The organism is Cellvibrio fontiphilus, assembly GCF_042646205.1.
Taxonomy (GTDB): domain Bacteria; phylum Pseudomonadota; class Gammaproteobacteria; order Pseudomonadales; family Cellvibrionaceae; genus Cellvibrio; species Cellvibrio fontiphilus_A.
Genome location: NZ_JBHRTF010000004.1, coordinates 141043 through 161014 on the forward strand (window position 1 = coordinate 141043; position 19972 = coordinate 161014).

14 protein-coding genes are annotated in these 19972 nt (G+C 48.1%); 3 read left to right on the top strand and 11 right to left on the bottom strand.

The window, feature by feature from the left end; all coding sequences use genetic code 11:
- Positions 1-662: 662 nt before the first annotated feature.
- The 4 genes from drt3b to ACFODX_RS09290 all read right to left on the bottom strand — a co-directional run bounded on the left by drt3b (position 663) and on the right by ACFODX_RS09290 (position 5053).
- Complete coding sequence (gene drt3b / locus ACFODX_RS09275) at positions 663-2078, bottom strand: antiviral reverse transcriptase Drt3b (protein WP_378118364.1); 1416 nt, start codon at positions 2076-2078, stop codon at positions 663-665.
- Positions 2079-2449: 371 nt separating this feature from the next.
- On the bottom strand, positions 2450-3274 hold the full coding sequence (gene drt3a / locus ACFODX_RS09280) for an antiviral reverse transcriptase Drt3a (RefSeq protein ID WP_378118366.1): 825 nt from the start codon (positions 3272-3274) through the stop codon (positions 2450-2452).
- Positions 3275-3437: 163 nt separating this feature from the next.
- A complete protein-coding gene (locus ACFODX_RS09285) occupies positions 3438-4559 on the bottom strand; it encodes an IS1595 family transposase (protein WP_378118368.1) in 1122 nt (373 codons plus the stop codon).
- Between the two features lie 209 nt (positions 4560-4768).
- Positions 4769-5053 carry a hypothetical protein gene (locus ACFODX_RS09290; RefSeq protein WP_378118370.1) on the bottom strand — a complete coding sequence of 95 codons (285 nt, stop codon included), beginning with the start codon at positions 5051-5053 and terminating at the stop codon, positions 4769-4771.
- 184 nt (positions 5054-5237) lie between these two features.
- Here ACFODX_RS09290 and ACFODX_RS09295 point away from each other — a divergent pair, with 184 nt between their 5' ends.
- Positions 5238-6206, top strand: a complete 969-nt coding sequence (locus tag ACFODX_RS09295) for a hypothetical protein (RefSeq protein ID WP_378118372.1) — start codon at positions 5238-5240, stop codon at positions 6204-6206.
- 94 nt (positions 6207-6300) lie between these two features.
- Here ACFODX_RS09295 and ilvD read toward each other — a convergent pair whose 3' ends face one another.
- The 5 genes from ilvD to ACFODX_RS09320 form a co-directional block, all read right to left on the bottom strand.
- On the bottom strand, positions 6301-8145 hold the full coding sequence (gene ilvD, locus ACFODX_RS09300) for a dihydroxy-acid dehydratase (protein ID WP_378118374.1): 1845 nt from the start codon (positions 8143-8145) through the stop codon (positions 6301-6303).
- A gap of 188 nt (positions 8146-8333) precedes the next feature.
- A complete protein-coding gene (gene argA / locus ACFODX_RS09305; protein ID WP_378118376.1) occupies positions 8334-9647 on the bottom strand; it encodes an amino-acid N-acetyltransferase in 1314 nt (437 codons plus the stop codon).
- Positions 9648-9697: 50 nt separating this feature from the next.
- Positions 9698-10852 (bottom strand): acetylornithine deacetylase, encoded by a 1155-nt coding sequence (gene argE, locus ACFODX_RS09310; RefSeq protein ID WP_378118378.1) that lies wholly within the window; start codon positions 10850-10852, stop codon positions 9698-9700.
- A 130-nt stretch (positions 10853-10982) separates the two neighbouring features.
- Entirely contained in the window at positions 10983-12257 is a 1275-nt protein-coding gene (locus ACFODX_RS09315; RefSeq protein ID WP_378118380.1) for an inorganic phosphate transporter, read from the bottom strand.
- A gap of 24 nt (positions 12258-12281) precedes the next feature.
- The gene (locus tag ACFODX_RS09320; RefSeq protein WP_378118382.1) at positions 12282-12959 is read right to left on the bottom strand and encodes a TIGR00153 family protein; all 678 of its coding nucleotides are present in this window, start codon (positions 12957-12959) and stop codon (positions 12282-12284) included.
- A 274-nt stretch (positions 12960-13233) separates the two neighbouring features.
- Between ACFODX_RS09320 and ACFODX_RS09325 the strand changes: the two genes are divergently transcribed.
- Entirely contained in the window at positions 13234-14997 is a 1764-nt protein-coding gene (locus ACFODX_RS09325) for a GspE/PulE family protein (protein ID WP_378118384.1), read from the top strand.
- Positions 14998-15030: 33 nt separating this feature from the next.
- On the opposite strand, the gene ACFODX_RS09330 is transcribed toward ACFODX_RS09325, so the two are convergent.
- The gene (locus ACFODX_RS09330) at positions 15031-15813 is read right to left on the bottom strand and encodes a sulfite exporter TauE/SafE family protein (RefSeq protein WP_378118386.1); all 783 of its coding nucleotides are present in this window, start codon (positions 15811-15813) and stop codon (positions 15031-15033) included.
- Between the two features lie 277 nt (positions 15814-16090).
- Positions 16091-16621, bottom strand: coding sequence for a glycine zipper 2TM domain-containing protein (locus tag ACFODX_RS09335; protein WP_449245248.1), 531 nt, complete (start codon positions 16619-16621; stop codon positions 16091-16093).
- Positions 16622-16896: 275 nt separating this feature from the next.
- Here ACFODX_RS09335 and glnE point away from each other — a divergent pair, with 275 nt between their 5' ends.
- The gene (glnE, locus tag ACFODX_RS09340; protein WP_378118388.1) at positions 16897-19881 is read left to right on the top strand and encodes a bifunctional [glutamate--ammonia ligase]-adenylyl-L-tyrosine phosphorylase/[glutamate--ammonia-ligase] adenylyltransferase; all 2985 of its coding nucleotides are present in this window, start codon (positions 16897-16899) and stop codon (positions 19879-19881) included.
- Positions 19882-19972: the final 91 nt, after the last annotated feature.

Sequence of the window (19972 nt, forward strand, 5' to 3'; positions counted from 1 at the left end):
ACCTTAGTGTGTCGTGTATTTTTCGTACACGTCCATCCATTCAGTCTTTCAAATATTGCATTACCTGAAAAAGCCAAACAGAGTAATATGCGGAACGCCCACCCACTTACTCAAATCGTAACACCGCAAAAATTATAGTTCAACTCCTTAATATGGCGACTTTTGTTCTGCCTTTTTCAAGAACTCGAAAAGTTTATTCTTTGCTCGCCAATCCATAAACCATATGCGCTTGGAGGTGAAATCTAAAAATTTCTTACTATTAAAATTCAACTTTTGATCGCCAATTTTTGAATCCACCTTTCTATGGATAGCTTTTGCCCATTGCTTTTTATAATCAACACCAATCCATGGGCAAGACATCAAATCTAAAACAAGTATTACATCGTGAGAGCATATTGGATTAAATTTTGAAGAAAAATATTCTGAAAATTTATCGCAATAACTTTTTTGTAAAAAATGATATTCGGCATGATTTGACGCATAGTAAATGATAGTAATAATAGAAAAGTAGCAAAAATCATCAGAGTGATGTTTTTTGGATTTCTCAAGCCAATAAATTAGCGTATTTTGATTGATTTTTTCATATTCCCATATTTCACCTAAAACAAGAATTAGATTCCACTCTTCAACATTTAAATTAATGTTGTTGTCGATTTTTGTTTTTATGTGGTTTGTTGCCTGCTCAAAAAAACCCGAGCAATGTTTGGCTTAACTTTGCTATTCTCAATTTTAAAGTGATTAAATATATCTAAAAAAAACAAACAAATAATATTTGTCGTTCTGTAATTGCTATCATAGGAATACAGGACAAACATGACATTTATTAAATAGTGTGAAAGCTCAATAGATTGATCATCTGTGATAGTCGAGCTTTTTAATGTTTTCTTTGCTATGGATGATATTGATTGCAGTGCATACCTTGAAATACTGGAAAAATCGATTTTGTTTGCAGTGACGCATTTTTTTATGTTTTGCAAAAGCTGATTGCATGATAATCTAGGATTAAAATATTTGTTATAACCCTCGGCAGTAATTGCTTTCTCGAAAAACTCATCGATAACACGTGATATTTCTATTTTTGCATTTGATTCTGAGGTCATGAATGGTCGTTCATATGACTCAGTTTTACCTTCATTTATGTATAATTTTATTTTAACTAATTCAGATTTTAATGCTTCTATTACTTTATCCCGCACTGAAAGATTATTTGTAAATATAAAATAGTCATCAACATACCGACATATAGTGTAATTTTCTTTGATCTTTATCCCGGCGGAATGAAGCTTTCGAGAGACATTTTGGTCTACTCTTTGAAGAATTATCTCAGCAAATATTCTTGATATCTCAGGGCCTACAACAATCCCATTTGTTTCATTGTAATTGCTTTCCATCATTAGTCTGTCGAACTCACTTTCAAAGCTAATTTTTCCTTTTCCTGAGTTGGACTTTGCATACCATTTATCTTTAACTGACCACCCAATCGTATGCGTATATATATTGTAAAAGCATTTTGAAATATCCAGCATTTCCAGATATTTAAACTTTTTTTCAATGTGAAGAAATTTCCATGAATCATAAAAATTGAAAAGATAGCTATATGGCTTATAGACGAAAAAAGATCTATATGTGCTTGACTCTGTTGAAAATGGGTCGCCAGCTGTTTCAACATTGCCGTCATTATCTAAAACATTTTCTTCATCTTTGCTTTCGTTGTCAGCATAGTAATATTTGAAGTTGGCGAATGGGCGACGAAGGGAGAATTCACTTTTGCTGCAAAGATACAAAATATAGTCTTTATTTTTTTCATAAAAAGATGAGATTTCAATTTGCTTTGCTGGATGAATTATGGATAAAACCCTGGAAGATCCATGTTTACTGGTGATATGGTAATCATAGGGAATAGTATATGATGTTGTAATCAGCAGCTTTTCCAAAAGACTTGGCAAGCTGTTCATATATTTATTTACAGATGAATGGAAAGAAACATTCGTGAAAGGAAATAGCTTTTCAAACGGCAATGTCTCCGTCAGTAACGCTCTATGCCTATCTGTTATCCTTACCTTTTTTTTATTTTCCATACCAACACCTTTTAATAAACGATATGTCGCTCATTGCATAATCATGGGTTATTAAATTCTTGAATCCGGCTACAAATGAAATTCTTTTAAGCCTCATCTGAAGTTGATTTGACATTAATATATTTCTGGATTTGGCAAGTCCGTCATTTGAAAAAATATGATATCTAAGAAACGAGTCTAGGCCTTTTAGTGAGTTTTCGCACGCTTCTGCCAGATGATAATTGTAGTGAATACCAGAAATTATATTTTGTTTTTTCTCTGCACCAGATAATTTAAAATTACTAGCCAAATACTCTATTCTTTTAAAGAAAATGTTATCGTAACCTGTTTCAGAAAAATCCAGTATTGAATATATAATTCGACTTTTTATTTTATTTATTTTTTTTCTTTGCTATATCTACTTCTAGCTGTTCATTTTTCCTGAACCTGTAACCCAAGAAATCAAAATCTATATCATTGTAGCCATCATTTTTTTCGCTAGACATAATTCGTGTTTTCGCGGAATTTAACGATAGTGGTAATTTAATTATTTTTTTTATTTGGTTATAGATATCTCTTGGATTTCTATAGCAAAAAATTACAATATCATCTACAAATCTCCCATAGTAATAAATCCCATCAATCTCTTTTATCCGTTTGTCTATGGGTTGCATGTAATATTCTGAAAGCGTGGAGCTAAGGCAAATGCCGCGAGGTAGTCCACCTTGGGAATGAGATGCTATAGTATCTAAATATTTTGTGAGTAATGTTTTTGAGCCATTCGAGAGCAGATTATTCTCTTGTATTTTCTTAATAACTTCAGCATGAGGAATTGACTCATAAAAGCTTTTTAAATCTAGCTTCAATACATAGAACTTAGTCTTTTCTTCCGCCAGATATTTAGTCAACCAGACTATGGAATTTCTATTGCTGGATTTTATTCTGAATATTCTCTTTACATTATCATCAAGTTTTCTCATCAAAAGTCTATTTTCTAATGAGCCAGCGGAAATATATTGAAATCCATTAATTTTTCCTCTTTGAAAAGGACTAAACTGAAAATGGGAATTTGAAATACTTTCCTCAAGGCTCGTTAGTCTTGGTAATAACTGATCAATACTTCTGTAGCCGTTCTCTCCATGGAAATCAGTCCTTTTAAGAAGTCGCTGGAAATTTTTTACAGTAAATGATTGATCTAACCCTTTTGTTTTTTCCATGTTTATTATCCAATATACATTTGTTTTAATGAGGATTTTTTAGCTTACATTTTAATTACGAGCTGTAATTCTAAATTTATAAGCTATAACTGCGAATACAACAGGGAAAAAGTGGTGTCCATAGGAACAATTCTTGAAATTGTTGCTCCATCACTTTTATTGGTTAGTCAATTGGCACTCGCATCTCGTCATTACGCTTTGCTCCTTGCCAATAGCCTCTCCACCATTTTGATAACCCAGCACTCAAAGTTTTTCCTAGCAAATCAGAAAGTCTTTCCTTTTCCGTTTTCTTTCTGCAATCTTCTCTCCAGGCCATTTCATTTGCATAATCAATCATGTATTTAGCCATCATTCGATGAAAAACTCCATACTCGCTTCTTCTGAGGCGACTAAAAAATGACTCCGCCTGATTATTATTTACGCCATTAACAGTTGAATACTCCTTTGAGTGCTCAACTGTCTCATGCGTAAAATACATTGAGTAGCTTGTGTATGCTGGGCTTTCGTCTGTTCTCACCAAACTTCCTTTCTTTATATAATTTTGCGCAATATGTTTAGCGGTTTTTTCATCTTCAGAAAGACTAAGCAGACAGCGAGTTTTAACTCCCCCCAATCCAGGAACAACTTCTCGAATAACCATCACAATCCTGCGGTTACGTTTTTTTCGATTAAAGTTTGCTCTCGACTGGGAGCTACGTTTTGCACCTTGGCTTTTGCCAAGCTTAATTTTATTGGCAATATCCTCTGGTTTGGCTTTATGCCTAAATTGCCCACTCCTGGGTTTGCCCCCAAAGTGGCCGCCATCAACATGGATTTCTCCGGAAAACGGAGCATTATCGATAGCTCTGGTAATGGATTCCCTCAATTTATGGCAGAACACCCAAGCGGTTTTGTAGGTCACCCCGAGCTTTCTTGAGAGAGATGATGCTGAAATGCCATTAGGGCTGGCGGTGAATTCAAACAACATCAATAACATTTTTTTAAATGAAAGTTTATGATCAGCCAATGGAGTTTTTGTGGTAACACTAAAATATGCATCGCAATGTTTGCATCTCCACTGAAACCGTGTTTTGCGAAAATAATGAGAATCTAAAACACCGCATGTAGGGCAGGATTGCTCATCTTTAACTCCCCATCTCTGCTTGCGAAAGAATATAAAAGCGTCTTGTTCTGACATGTCTGCAATATCAATAAGCGATAAATCCCTTACCGCCCGGGATAATAACCAATGTTGCCCCATAGGATCAGCCTTGCGCCGCCGCAGTACTGTACCCGTCTGGCGCATTAATCTGTAAACTTGGATGACTGAGGCAATAGGAGGCCTAACCCGGCAATCAAAATATGATTACCGTGTTGACAACCTAATATGAAAAGAACAAAATCGTGGGAATCAAAGGCCGTCTAAATCTTTGATGAACCACTTAAGCCAGATGTTTGCCGCATCTGGCTTTTGTCTTTTATAGCCCCTCTCTTATTTATCTAGATTTATTTATCTCATTGATTTACCTCATTATTTTCAGGTGTTTCATTCATTAATCTCTGCTTCGCCAACCAAAAGGCAACATCTTTAGCAAGAGCAAACTTTCCGCGTCGACTCTTAATTGAGAAAACCTTAACTGGTACGGTTTTTCTTACTATCGCTTGCCTAAGCGCTTCTGTGGATCGGTATCCAAGGCAATTGGATAGAGATTTGCCGGTTAAAAGAGCCGTTCCGTGCAGCGTCATTATTTTTTCCTCTAAATGAGCTGCCAGCAGCTCGACTTCTTTTTCAGTAGCCAAAGTTATTTATCCTAGTTTCTAAGTGACAGAGCCAGACTAACTGTGATTGGATTGAGTTAATATGGCTTTTTTGAGGGGCTAACAACCAGTCAAATATATAGAAAAATAAATAAAGTACTTATATTTCAAAGTGTTATGATTTTTTAGCGGTTGTGGCATACCGAATGCGAAATTTATCTTAGAAATGTTTTCATTCAAAAATTACAAAAAACTGAACTACACAGTTCGTTCCATCACGACCAGATATTGGGCTGAAGTAATAAAGGGGCTGCTGGGAGCTGATTGTGCAAACCAAATATTGGCTGCTCATAAGAACCCTAATGGGACAATGGCTCCTGGATGGTCGAATAATATGTCAAGGTATTGGAATAGGATGCTCAGGGGGGAGCCTGCTTCTAGAGAGAATAATGTAAATATTACTGAATCAATCCTGCCTGGTACCAAAGCGATTTTCAGTCACCCTCTTTGGCACTTACTTGGCGCCACGGATATAACTCATAAGCTATTAATGCAAGTATTCTTGGCCCTTCCAGCATTTTTTCATTCGAAATTATATGAGACTGCACCCAATGGTCTTATTTATCGAAAAAGAACTGTTAATAAAAGATTTCTTATTCACCTATCATCGCTAAATTCGCTAGATGCCCTGACCTGTTTGTTGGCATTGGCTCTAGAAGCGAAATTAGAGGGGAATCAGAACTATCTTCTTCGATATGAAATGGGAGTGATTAAGGTTTTGCTTAGGTTGTCAGTATTATCGGAGATAAAATTTATTTACGGTGGTTTGTATCAATCTATCAGCGCTCGTATGAACCAATCTCAATCAGATCTTGAAAGATTGAGTACTCATGATTTTCGTTTGATGCCCCCTTTAAGAATCCTTCCTGACGACAGATTTAATATTGATCGTGCAGTCGCCATTTATAGTAATGCGTTGGAAATTGCATCCAAGGTGGGATTGGTATCAGATAGGAAGGAGCAACAATTCTTATTTCTTTACTCTGTCAACCATGTTGACTTGGGTAAGGTATGTGTCGAGTTGAACTCATTAATGCAAGGCGATTTACAGATTAACCAATTAAGTGAAGCGACCAAAGACACCTTAAGAAGATTTGATCGTTTACTGAAAAAACCACGAAGAGGCGCGAGGTAGCTTTGGGCAACAGCTACCTAATAGCGTTTTCAAAATGCCTTAACAGGCTGCTCCTAAGAAGCCGTTAAATGCGCTTCTTAGGATAGGTTGAGTTTTATAGCAGTTTATCCAAATCACGCACTGCCCCTTTGTCTGCACTTGTCGCCAACATTGCGTAAGCTTTTAGTGAGGCAGAAACTTTGCGTGGGCGAGTTTCAGTTGGCTTCCAGGCTAGTGGGCCTTTGGCTTCTTCCTTGGTGCGACGTGAATTCAATTCGGCATCAGTAAGGGCAACATTAATACTGCGATTTGGAATATCGATACGGATGATGTCGCCTGTTTGAACCAGACCAATGGCACCGCCCGCAGCAGCCTCGGGTGAAACGTGGCCGATGGATAGACCCGATGTTCCACCGGAAAAGCGACCATCGGTTAATAATGCACAGGCCTTACCTAAACCTTTGGATTTTAAATAACTGGTAGGGTAAAGCATTTCTTGCATTCCTGGCCCACCTTTAGGGCCTTCGTAACGGATGACCACTACATCGCCTTCTTTGACTTTCCCATCCAGAATATCGGCAACTGCTTTATCCTGACTCTCTACTACGTAGGCTTTACCTTCGAATACCCAGCAACTTTCGTCAACACCAGAGGTTTTAACCACGCAGCCATCTACTGCAATGTTGCCTTTAAGCACTGCCAAGCCACCCTCTTTGCTATAAGCGTGTTCTACTGAACGAATACAGCCTTCTGCGCGATCGCCATCAAGGCTTGGCCAGCGGGTGGATTGACTGAACGCAACCTGAGTTGGAATTCCTGCAGGCCCAGCTTTATAAAAGGTAGCCACAGCCTCGGAGGAGGTGCTGATGATGTCCCATTTATCCAGAGCCTCTTGAAACGTCTTACTATGCACAGTGGGAAGATGATTGTGGAATAAGCCTCCGCGGTTTAGCTCAGCAAGAATCGCCATTACACCACCCGCCCGGTGTACGTCTTCCATGTGATATTTCTGGGTGTTGGGTGCGACCTTACAAAGCTGCGGAACCTTGCGGCTCATACGATCAACGTCAGCCATTGTAAAGGGCACATCACCCTCTTGAGCGGCGGCAAGCAAGTGAAGGATTGTGTTGGTTGAACCACCCATTGCTATATCAAGTGCCATGGCATTTTCGAAGGCCTCGAAGCTGGCGATAGATCTGGGTAGGACGCTATTGTCGTCCTGTTCGTAATAGCGTTTTGTGATTTCAACGATGCGACGACCTGCTTCCAAAAAGAGTTGTTCTCTGTCTGCATGTGTGGCGAGCAGTGAGCCGTTACCTGGAAGGCTTAAACCGAGTGCTTCCGTAAGGCAGTTCATAGAGTTGGCAGTGAACATGCCCGAGCAAGAGCCGCAGGTAGGGCAGGCGGAGCGCTCATAAGCTTCTACTTTTTCGTCGCTGGCTGAGTCATCGGCGGCGATTACCATAGCATCAACCAGGTCGAGTTTATGCTCTGCAAGCTTGGTTTTGCCGGCTTCCATTGGCCCGCCGGAAACAAAAATAACCGGGATGTTTAGGCGCATAGCCGCCATCAACATGCCTGGGGTTATTTTGTCGCAGTTGGAAATGCACACAATTGCGTCGGCGCAATGGGCGTTGACCATGTATTCAACCGAGTCGGCAATAATGTCACGACTGGGAAGGCTATACAGCATGCCGTCATGGCCCATCGCGATGCCGTCATCCACTGCGATAGTGTTGAATTCTTTTGCCACGCCACCAGCTTTTTCAATTTCACGCGCTACCAGTTGCCCAAGGTCTTTCAGGTGGACATGGCCGGGCACAAATTGGGTGAAGGAGTTTGCGATAGCGATAATCGGTTTATCAAAATCGCCATCTTTCATTCCGGTTGCGCGCCATAGTGCGCGGGCGCCGGCCATGTTGCGGCCGGAGGTGGTGGTTTTGGAGCGGTAAATAGGCATAGCAAATGACCTCGTGGAGCCGCTAGCAGACGGCTAGCGGCGCTGGCAATTGGTGGGTGAAATGAGCAAAATCATAGCAGAAATCGCCTCTAATCGGCATATCAATGCACATGCGGGAATTTACTGGAAGAGTGGGGTTTGTGATTGCGGCGCGCCTTTGGGCCGGGCCGCAAGCATAAGTATGTAAGTTAGAGGGCTTTGATAAATATTTTTGAATTGCGCTGGTAGTTGTATAGCCGCTGGCGTTCAACCGGTAAGTCTTCCAGCTTGCCTTGCACAAACCCCTGCTCGATAAACCAATGTGCGGTTTGTGTCGTTAACAAAAAAAGTTGTTTCACTCGCAGTTTGCGTGCCTGGTTTTCCATCTGCTGCAGCAACTGGGCGGCACGCCCGCTATTGCGGTATTCAGGATGGGTCGCCACGCAGGAGAGTTCAGCCATATCGCCATAGGGGTAGAGCGCTGCGCAGGCCACGATGGTGCCGTCCTTATCCATCACATGAAATTGATTGATTTCAGTCTCCAGCAATTCGCGCGAGCGGCGCACCAGAATACCCTGTTCCTCAAGGGGGCGAATCAGTTCCAGAATGCCAGCAACATCGTCAATGCTGGCCATACGTAGTTGCTCGTATTGGCCAGAGTAAATCATGGTGCCCAGACCGTCGCGGGTGAAGAGTTCGGTAAGCAGCGCGCCGTCGGTTTCATAGCTGATAAGTTGGGCGCGTTGCACGCCTTGTAAACAGCTCAGGTAGCAGGCGCTCACTGCCTGTTGCAGGTCTGCCGTCATGGTTTCGCCTCGGTTTGCCAGATACTCCTTACATTCCGGCAGCGATAACTGACGGATAAGATTGCCCTCATGGTCACTCAAGCCATTGCCTGCAACAAATGCCAATAGCTTGTCTGCCTTGATAGCACTGGCGACATGGGTGGCAACATCGCTGAAAGAGAGATTAAAAATTTCTCCAGTGGGCGAATAGGCGAGTGGTGATAAGAGCACCACGGCGCCTGAGTCGAGCGCTGCGTTTAGTGATTTGGTGTGAACCTTTCGAACTTTGCCTGTGTGTTGTAAATCAATACCATCGATGACTCCATGGGGCATAGCCACGACAAAATTGCCGCTAATTACCTGCATATCAGCGTCTTGCATAGGGGAGTTGGGTAGGCTCGTTGATAGCGCTGCTTCGACTATGGTGCGCGCTTCGCCAATCGCTTGAATAACCAGGCTCAGGCTTTCGCTGTCGGTGATGCGCAAATTGTTGTGGAAGCGGCTAAAGGTGTCTGCTGCTTGCAAGCGATCGTCGATTTGTGGACGCGCGCCATGTACCAGTACCAAACGTACATCCAAGCTGCAAAGCAGGGCGATATCGTGGACGATATTGTGGAAATTGGCGTGTGTTATCGCCTCTCCCGGCAACATGAGCACAAAGGTCTTGTCACTATGCCTGTTGATATAGGGGGTGGAATGACGAAACCATTTGACGTAATCCTGAGTGTTTGCAGGCACTGTATATGTCTTCCCAAAACTAAGAGTGAGTGATCGGGGTTAAGTTGGCGTTACAAGCAGAAGCGTTCGATTAACCCACGTAATAATTTAACAGCTGGTTCAATTTGATTAAGGGGGATGAATTCATCGGGTTGGTGTGCCTGATCGATGGAGCCAGGGCCTATCACAACCGTCTGCATTCCCAGTTGTTGCATAAAGGGCGCTTCAGTCGCAAAGGCAACGCTATCGCTGGGATTGCCAGTTAATTCAGCGCAGATTTTTATCAGCTCACTGTGACTGTCTTCCCCAAAGGGATCTACCCCTTCAAACAGCGAGGAAAACACGATATCAGTCCCGCTCCGTTCAGCGATGGGCGTCAGGCGGCGCTGGATGGCTGCACGCAACTCCTCATTGTTCATGCCGGGGAGCAGGCGTAGGTCAAAATGCAGCTCGCAATCGCCACAAATACGATTGGCACCATCGCCGCCATGAATACAGCCGAGATTCAATGTCGGGGTTTGCACGGCAAATGTTGGATCGCGATATTGTTGTTGCAGTTCGCTGCGCAGCGCCAACAGCTCGGTCATAACCTGATTCATGGCTTCCAGTGCGTTATTACCCAGTGCTGGGTTGGATGAATGGCCGCTATGCCCACGCACCCTTATCGCCTCCATCATAATTCCTTTGTGAGCGCGAATTGGTGTCAGGTTGGTCGGTTCGCCAATCACGGCATAACGTGGCGATAAACCGCCCAGTCCTTCCCGGGCGAGCGCTCGCGCACCACTCATGCTGCTCTCTTCGTCAGCTGTCGCCAGCACGATTAGCGGATGCTTGAATTGTCTGTGACGATAAGGTTCCACGGCAGCCATGATCACCGGGAAGAAACCTTTCATATCGGTGGCACCCAGGCCGTAGAGCTTGCCATCTTTTTCGGTGAGGCTAAAAGGGTCTGACTGCCAGCGGTTGGCGTCATAGGGAACGGTATCGCTATGACCTGCCAGCACCAGCCCTCCCTCGCCTTGTCCCATGGTGGCAAGCAGGTTTGCCTTGCCTTTTTGCGCAAGTGGCAGCACGCGGGTGCTAAAACCCAGGTCAGAAAAATCGTTGGCCAGTTGATCAATGACCGCTTGATTGGCCATATCCCATTGGGCGACACCGCAGCTTACTGAGGGCAGTGCTACCAGTTTATGCAGTTGGTATTGGTAGCGTTTGAGGTCGATGGTCATGATCAGGCTCGCAATAAAACATCCGCGAAGTTATCGGCCATTGCGCCGCAAAATGCAAGCATGTGCTGGTTTGCGGGCAATAAAAAGCCCGAGGCGGATATCCGGCTCGGGCTTGAGGTATAGCTGGTTATCAGCTGAATACACCTTTAAAGAAATAGAAGAACAGGATAGACAAGCCGGCGCCTGCAGGCAGGGTGATAACCCATGAGGCAAAAATACCGCTAATAACGCGCAGGTTCAGGGCGCCAATACCGCGCGCCAAGCCAACACCCAATACCGCGCCAACCAGTGTGTGGGTGGTGGAAATGGGCAATCCAAGGCCTGAGGCAATAACGACTGTAGCGGCGGCAGACATCTCAGCCGCAAAACCACGGCTCGGAGTCAGTTCGGTAATCTTTTTACCGATAGTTTGCATTACTTTGTAACCGTAAGTGGCCAAACCAACAACGATGCCGACACCACCAAGAAGCAAGACCCAAGGCGCAACGGCCGCTTTGGCGCCAACCGCGCCAGATTGCACAACACTTATAACGGCGGCCATGGGGCCAACTGCGTTAGCGACATCGTTGGAGCCGTGGGCGAAGGCCATGGAACAGGCGGTAAAAATCATCAGTACGCCAAATACGCGCTCAACGCTTGAGAAGCGGTTATCTTTATCAGCGGCTTTATCCTGACTAATTCGGCTGAGCAAGAACATACCGAAGCCTGCCACTACCACGCCAATCACTGCGGCGATCAGTGCGCTTTCCATAAAGCTGAGGGACAAATGGTGGGAGCTCAGCACGTGCTTCAGGCCTTTGAGCAATGTCACCATGGACAAGAAAAAGCCTACTGCAAACATGTAAATGGGAATGTAGCGTTTGGCGTTTGTGAATGGATCTTCGGTATCCAAAATCAGGTGTTGTACAGAGCGGAAAATCCAGAAGGACAGCACACCGGCAAGCATCGGAGTAATAACCCAGCTGCCTACAATGCCCCAAACCTTGCCCCACTGGACCGCATCTACCGAGATGCCCACCGCAGCAAAACCAATAATCGCGCCGACTATGGAGTGGGTAGTGGATACGGGCCAGCCTAAAATACTGGCAATAAGCAGCCAGCTACCCGCTGCTAAAAGCGAAGCGAGCATACCGTATACAAACAGGTCTGGATGTTGGGTCATTACATCCAGTTCGACTATGCCGCTGCGGATGGTTTCAGTTACCTCACCACCTGCCAGATAGGCGCCGGCAAACTCGAATACCATTGCAATCAGAATGGCTTGTTTCATGGTCAATGCGCGAGAGCCAACCGAAGTGCCCATGGCATTAGACACATCGTTGGCGCCTATGCCCCAAGCCATAAACAGGCCAAAAGCGCACGCCAGAATGAACAGCACTTGGCCGTATTCAGCAAATAGAGTCATTTTTGAATTCCCCTAGGTAAAGGATTAATGCGCCAGCAGCAGCTGCAAACGGCCGCCCACATCATGGGCACGGTTGGCGATATCACCCACCCAGTCGATGATGTTATAGAGGAACATCACATCCACGGGCGGTAGCTGGGCTTCGAGGGCAAAGAGGGAGGTGCGCACACCAATTTCCAATTGGTCTGCTTTCTCTTCAAGAATGTCTAACTCCTTGATCATATTTTCAACAACGGTTAATTCTCGACCGCTAAAACCGGTTTCCAGCAGTTCGTCCAACTCATTGATAGCTGTCAGAGCTTGTTCTGCCGCTGCAACACTGGCACGCACAAACTCGTTCATTTGGGGTTTCATACTTTCGGGGATGGCCATGCGGCGGCCCATAATGATGCCGGCTATGTCTTTGGCACGGTTGGGGATGCGATCCTGCATGGTGAGCAGTTCCAGCAAATCCGTGCGTGGCACTGGCAGGAACAGGCTTTTGGGCAGGTGCAAGCGCAGATGCTTTTTGATTTCATCCGCATCATTTTCATGTTTTACCACTTGTTGCTGGATATTGCTGGCCTGTGCCCAATCGCCACTGGTAACCGCTTCAAAAAAAGGTATCAGCTCGGCAGCAGCCTTCACTGCCAGAGCCATATGCTCTTGCATAGGCTTGATGGGCGAGCGGCCAAACAGGTTCGACAAGTTTGCAAAAGGCATGGTTATCCCCCCGGGGTTGAAAGTGTGCGCAGTATAAAAACATCACTCTCCAAGGTCACGCAGCTTTATTACTTATTTATGACAAAGTTGTGATGCTTTTTGGTCAGAATTTTGGTAGCCGAGTCTGCATAATTGCCGCGGGATTATGGGTTTGGGGCGACGGCGCTGGTGAGCACGGCCTTCAGCCTGTGGTGCGCTGGGCAGACTGATGCCGGCTGAGCCGCTACAATCAGCGCAACTTCCCTTCGATATAGTCAATAACAGGAATAACCCAATGGTGCTGGATCGGGTATTGGATTTGCGCGGCTTGATCAATGATTTGGTGGCGGACGGGCGTATGTCCCAAACAGACGCCAATATGCTATTGGGTGCCTCGCGCAGTCGCGAGCAGGCCATCATGCACCCGCTCGCCTACATAGCAACCCAGAATCTGGAGGATTTACAGCGGCCCGGCAAAGTATTGGATGCCGAGGTGCTAACGGAGTGGTTGGCGAATAAAGCACGTTTGCCCTTATTTCACATAGACCCAATGAAAATCGATGTTGCCAGGTGCACCGAGGTCATCAGTTACGCTTTTGCCAAACGCCATGGGATTCTCTGTGTAAAGGTTGAGGCTGATCATGTGCTTATCGCCTGTACCCAGCCTTTTATGTCTGGTTGGGAGCCGCAGGTGGAGCATGTGGCGCGCCGCGCGGTGAAGCGCGTAGTGGCCAACCCCGCCGATATCGAGCGGTTTATGGTGGAGTTTTACACCCTGGCGCGCTCGGTGTCGGGGGCTAGCGGCGCCACGGCGGCATCGGCTATTACCAATTTTGAGCAGCTGGTCGAGTTGGGTAAAGCCAGCGACCCGGATGCCAACGACCAGCACATAGTTAAAATTGTGGATTGGTTGCTGCAGTACGCCTACGACCAGCGCGCCAGTGACATTCATATTGAGCCGCGCCGCGATGTAGGTCGCATTCGCTTCCGTATCGACGGTGTACTGCATTATGTGTATGAATTGCCGGCCAATGTGTCTACCGCCGTGACCAGTCGCTTCAAGGTGTTGGCGCGAATGGATATCGCCGAAAAGCGCAAACCGCAGGATGGCCGCATCAAAACCCGGCGCAGCGATGGCAGTGAAATCGAGCTGCGTATGTCCACCTTGCCCACCGCCTTTGGCGAAAAATTGGTGATGCGGATTTTTGACCCCGAAGTGCTGCTGCGCAGTTTTACCGATTTGGGTTTGGTGGGTGACGATTACGCCCGCTGGTATTCCATGCTCACGCGCCCCAACGGTATTTTGCTGGTCACCGGCCCCACCGGTTCCGGTAAAACCACCACGCTCTACTCCTCGTTGCGACAAGTGGCGACGGATGAGGTGAACGTCAGCACCATTGAAGACCCGATTGAAATGGTGGAAGAGCGTTTTAATCAAACCCAGGTACACCACAAAATCGGGCTGGATTTTGCCGCCGGTATTCGCAGCCTGATGCGCCAGGACCCGGACATCATCATGGTGGGGGAAATCCGCGATTTGGAAACCGCGCAGATGGCGGTGCAGGCTGCGCTCACTGGTCACTTGGTATTGTCTACCGTCCACACCAACGATGCGCCCTCCACCGTGGCGCGCCTGCTGGATTTGGGTATCCCGTCCTACCTGATTAATGCCACTCTGCTGGGGGTGATGGCGCAGCGGTTGGTGCGCACCCTCTGCCCCCATTGCAAGGAGGAGGGCAGCATCAGCGCGTCCGATTGGCAAGAATTGGTGGCGCCCTGGAAGGTGAATGTGCCCGCCAAAGTCTATCGCCCGGTGGGCTGTTTGGAGTGTCGCAATACTGGCTATTTGGGGCGGCAGGGTTTGTATGAAATTCTGCTGCTGTCGGAATCACTCAAAGAAAAAGTTACGCGCGATTGCAACCTGCAAGAGCTGCGTAAGCTGGCGATGAAAGAAGGAATGCGCACCCTGCGTTTGTCGGGCGCCCAGAAAGTGGCCGCCGGTTTGACGACTATGGAGGAGGTGCTGCGCGTGGCACCGCCACCGGAAAAGGCGAGCTAACTACTCGCCCATCTAGTAGAAGTGCTCGCTTCATTAAAAGAGCAGTTTGAAACCCACAAATACCAACATGATGGCCAGTGCCGGGCGCAGATAGTGATCGGCAACTCGGTTGGCTAAATGGCTGCCGAGGTAAATGCCCGGCAGTGAACCGATCAACAGGTTGACCAACAGCCCCCAATCCACATTGCCCAAGCCAGCGTGCCCCATGCCTGCGACCAGCGTGAGCGGAACGGCGTGGGCGATTTCAGTACCCACCAAGCGCACCGTTGGTAGCAGCGGGTAGAGCATAAACAGCGCCACTGTACCCAGCGCGCCAGCGCCGATTGACGTCAAGGTAACCACCGCGCCGAGCACCACACCAGTCGCTACAGTAGCTATAAATTGACTGCGACGACTCATGCGGGTAATCCAGCTGTTGTTCTTCTTGCTGTAATCAAAAATGCGGCGCTTGAATAGAATGGCGATGGCGGTGAGGATCAGGGCGTAACCGAGGGTGGTTTTAATAACACTGTTGAGCGTGTCGGTATCCAAGCGAATGCTGTGCAGCACCCACAGGGTAATGGCTGCTGCGGGCAGGCTGCCAAGCGCCAGCTCGCCGGTAATTTTCCAGTCGATATTTTTCTTTTTGTGGTGCACATGGATACCGCCGGCTTTGGTGATGGCGGCATAGAGTAAGTCAGTGCCCACGGCGTTGGCGGGGCTAACGCCGAAATACAATAAAATCGGGGTCATCAGCGAACCGCCGCCAACGCCGGTCATGCCGACAATAAACCCCACTGCCAGCCCGGCAATCACGTATCCAATTTGAAAATCCATAAAACTCCGCGCATCAACCGGCTACAGCTAGCGGTCACTACTAATTATTGCTTGTGGTAGCTGTTGAAAAATAAACAGGGCGCGCAGGCTAACAGCCCGTCAATCTGGCTGCTAATAATCAATAGTTAGAAGCTTATAACTGAAATGCTGGCTAGTGGCTGGAAAAGGTGATGCGAGAAGAGTGTGGTTCTGAAGAGGTATATTTCTAAGGGGGGCTGGGTAAATGGGTAGCGTCCTTGCTCCCGGGGGGGGATTGCCAATCCTTGTGATTGGGCAGCTATTGGCGATTTAAAACCAGCTCGCCATTCTCAACCGGGATACGTGTGCCCGGGTCATAGTCCAGTCGCAGCGATGACTCTTTATCCTTCAGGCGATAGGTTACATCGTAACCGGTGATGTCCTCGCGGCTGTCGTAAACGGTTTTACAGCGCTGTTCGACGGTGGTGTAGGTGTCCTTGGCCTGCATATTGGCCTGTACCTTATCGCCCGCATAACCGCCGGCTACTGCGCCCGCTACGGTTGCCACTTTTTTGCCGTTACCACCACCCACCTGGTTGCCCAAGGCGCCACCCACTACCGCGCCGATGACTTTCCCGGCAATACGGTTGGTATCCTTTACCGGTTTTTGATGCACCACGGTTTCGTTATGGCACTCTTCGCGGGGAATCTTGGTGGTTTTAGTCACCGGAACCGAGCTGATAACTTCCGCATAGGAAGGCTCTTTTAAAAACTGGTAACTGGCGATGGCGCCCCCGGTAGTGGCTATGCCCACGCCCAACAGTGTTCCCATAATCATCGATTTGTTCATGGTTAATCTCCTGCATAAATGCCCATTTGCCTGAGCGATGCGCCAGTTTAAGCAGGGTTTTTCTTAACATCAGCTTAACGATTTTTGCGCCATTGCCAGACTGAGAAACAGCTGGCATTTGGCTTGTGGTGCACCTTGCAAAATCAGCCTGCCGGCGCAATTGCGGAGATAGGCAAATCCTGTGAATAGAAACTGCTAGTATTTCGCTATCGCTTTTTGTTTCATCTTATTTCTCTGGTGTGGTGTTGATTGCCGCGTTAACGAGTGTCGCTTATATGTTGAATTTTTCTGGAATCCCCGCCGAATTACAGGCTCCCGCCCAGCGCTACTGGGATCAGTTTGAGCTTGCCTTGGCGCAGCAAAACCTACCTCCTGTGCGCGATTTATTGCCCGCCGCGATTGACGCGGGCAGCTTTTCCCGGCAGTTGACCCGCGCCTTTGTGGCCAGTGAATTTATCGCCAAAACTTCGGCCCAACGCCCGGCTTATCTGCTGGAATTGGTGCAATCTGGCCGTTTGTTTGAGGCGCAGACGGATACACAGCTGGAGGCTTTTGCGGCAGTAGTAAATAGTTGTAATACCGACGCTGAATTGGATGCCTGCCTGCGGCGCGAGCGCCAAAAGGCAATGATCCGGATTATTTGGCGCGACCTGAATCGCCTTGCCAGCATGCAGGAGGTGACGGCGGAGCTGTCGCGGTTTGCGGATAAATCCATTGCGGCAGCAGCGGAGTTTCACTACCGCGCGCTGGAGAAAATCTACGGCACGCCCATTGGTCGCGAATCGGGTGTGGCGCAGCCATTTATGGTGTTGGGTATGGGCAAATTGGGCGCTGGCGAGCTGAACATATCCTCCGATATTGACCTGATTTTTACCTTTCCCGAGGGTGGTGAAACCAATCATGCCAGCCGTGCCATTAGCAACCAGGAGTTTTTTATCAAGCTCGGTCAACGGCTGATTAAAAGTCTGGATACAGTTACCGCCGATGGCTTTGTGTTCCGCGTGGATATGCGCCTGCGCCCCCATGGGCAGAGCGGGGCTTTGGCTTTGAGTTTCGCCGGCATGGAGGACTACTACCAAACCCAAGGGCGCGAATGGGAGCGCTACGCCATGATCAAGGCGCGCACTGTGGCTATGGCGGGCGGTGTGCAGCAAGCTGAGGCGCGCCAGCTGTTGGGTAAATTGCTGCAGCCGTTTACCTATCGCCAATACATAGATTTCAGTGCGATTGAATCCCTGCGTGAAATGAAAGGTTTGATTGCACGGCAAGTGCAGCGCAAAGGCATGAACCTTGATGTGAAGTTGGGTGAGGGGGGCATTCGCGAAGTGGAATTTGTGGTGCAGGTGTTTCAACTGATTCGCGGCGGGCGCGATGCTCGCCTGCGCAAGCGCAAAGTGCCGGTGCTGCTGCCGTTTCTGGAGCAGGAAAATTACTTGCCGCCCGGTGCCGGTTCTGCGCTGCTGGAAGCCTATATTTTCCTGCGCAATACCGAGCACGCCATTCAGGGGTATCAAGACAAACAAACCCAATCCCTGCCAGTTGATCCGGTTGGCCAGTTGCGCCTGGCGTGGGTGATGGGGTTTGCCAGCTGGGATGATTTTTTTGCCGAGCTGAGCCGCTATCGCCAGCGGGTGAATAGTGAGTTTAAAGCGGTGATTGCCGCCCCCGATGAAGAGGACAGCGTGGATCAACAGGCCCTGGCCTTTTGGGTGGGCTTGTGGGAGGGCAGTTTGCAGGGCGAGGATGCTATTCACGCCTTGACCGAGCGCCATATTGAAGGGCCGGCGGCGCTGCTGAAAAACCTGGCTGACCTGCGCGAGGGGCGCGCTGTATTGTCGATGCAGGCCAGCGGTCGCACTCGTTTGGATGCGTTTATCCCGCGCTTGTTGCAGGTGATTGTGCACGAAGCCTTCGGGCCAAAACTGCCCATCACTATCGCCGAAACCTTTGCGCGTGTGGTGCCGCTGATTGAAGCGGTTGCGCGCCGCAGTGCTTATTTGGTGCTGCTGGTGGAGAACCCCACAGCGGTGCAACAACTGGTAAAACTCTGTGCCGCCAGCCCCCTGATTGCCGATCAGATAGCCCAGTATCCCGCGCTACTCGATGAATTGCTCACCCCGGAAAGCCTCTACGCGCCGCCGGATAAAGACCTGCTGCGTGATGAATTGCGCCGCGATGTATTGCGCCTGAATTGGGATGACCTGGAAGGGCACATGGAGGCTTTGCGCTATTTCCGCTCGGCCCACGCCCTGCGTGTCGCCGCCAGTGAAGTTGCCGGCGCCCTGCCGCTGATGAAAGTGAGCGATTACCTGACATACATCGCGGAAGTGGTGCTGGAGCATGTGCTGCAACTGAGTTGGGAGCACTTGGTTGAACGCCACGGGCGCCCGCGCCGCGCCGATGGTTCGGTGGATAACGCGCCGGATTTTGTGATCGTCGGCTACGGTAAATTAGGTGGCATAGAGCTGGGGCATGGCTCGGATCTGGACTTGGTGTTCATCCACAATGCCGACAGCAATCTCAGTACCGATGGCGAGCGCGCCATTGATAACACGACTTTTTACACCCGCCTCGGTCAGCGCATTATTCATGTGCTCAACACCTATACCCCTTCTGGAAAGCTCTATGAAGTCGATATGCGCTTGCGCCCCTCGGGTAACTCCGGTTTGCTGGTGTCTTCCCTGGTGGCGTTTGAGAAGTATCAAGCCAATGAGGCCTGGACGTGGGAGCATCAGGCGCTGGTACGCGCGCGGGTTGTGGCAGGCGATGCGGCGCTGGCCGAGCAGTTTGAGCAGGTGCGTCAGCGCATCCTCAGTCGCGCGCGCGACTTAACCAAATTGCGCGCCGATGTGAGTGATATGCGCCGCAAAATGCGCGAGCAGTTGGGCAGTGAAGCCAAAGGCAAAAACAGCGCGGCAAATGCGGCAAAAACACCGGCATTATTTAATTTGAAACAGGATGCCGGTGGTATCGTGGATATTGAATTTATGGTTCAATACGCGGCCTTGGCTTGGGCTCATCAAGCGCCCGAGATCATCCGGTACACGGACAACATTCGCATACTCGGATCACTGGAAGCGGCAGGTTTACTCGATGCCGAATCCGTGGCCCACCTGATCGCGGCTTACAAAGCATATCGATCCACCGGACACCGCCTCGCGCTACAGCGTCAGGAGGCGGTACTGGAAGGCGACCATCATTTCCTCAGCGAGCGCCAACAAGTCACTGCACTGTGGCACCGGCTGCTCGACGAGGTGTGATCGCGCCCGGATTACGGCGTGCGCTTGCGCCCACGCTGCCTAATCCCGTAAACACACAGAATTTTTTTCTCACACAGAATTTTTTGGAGTT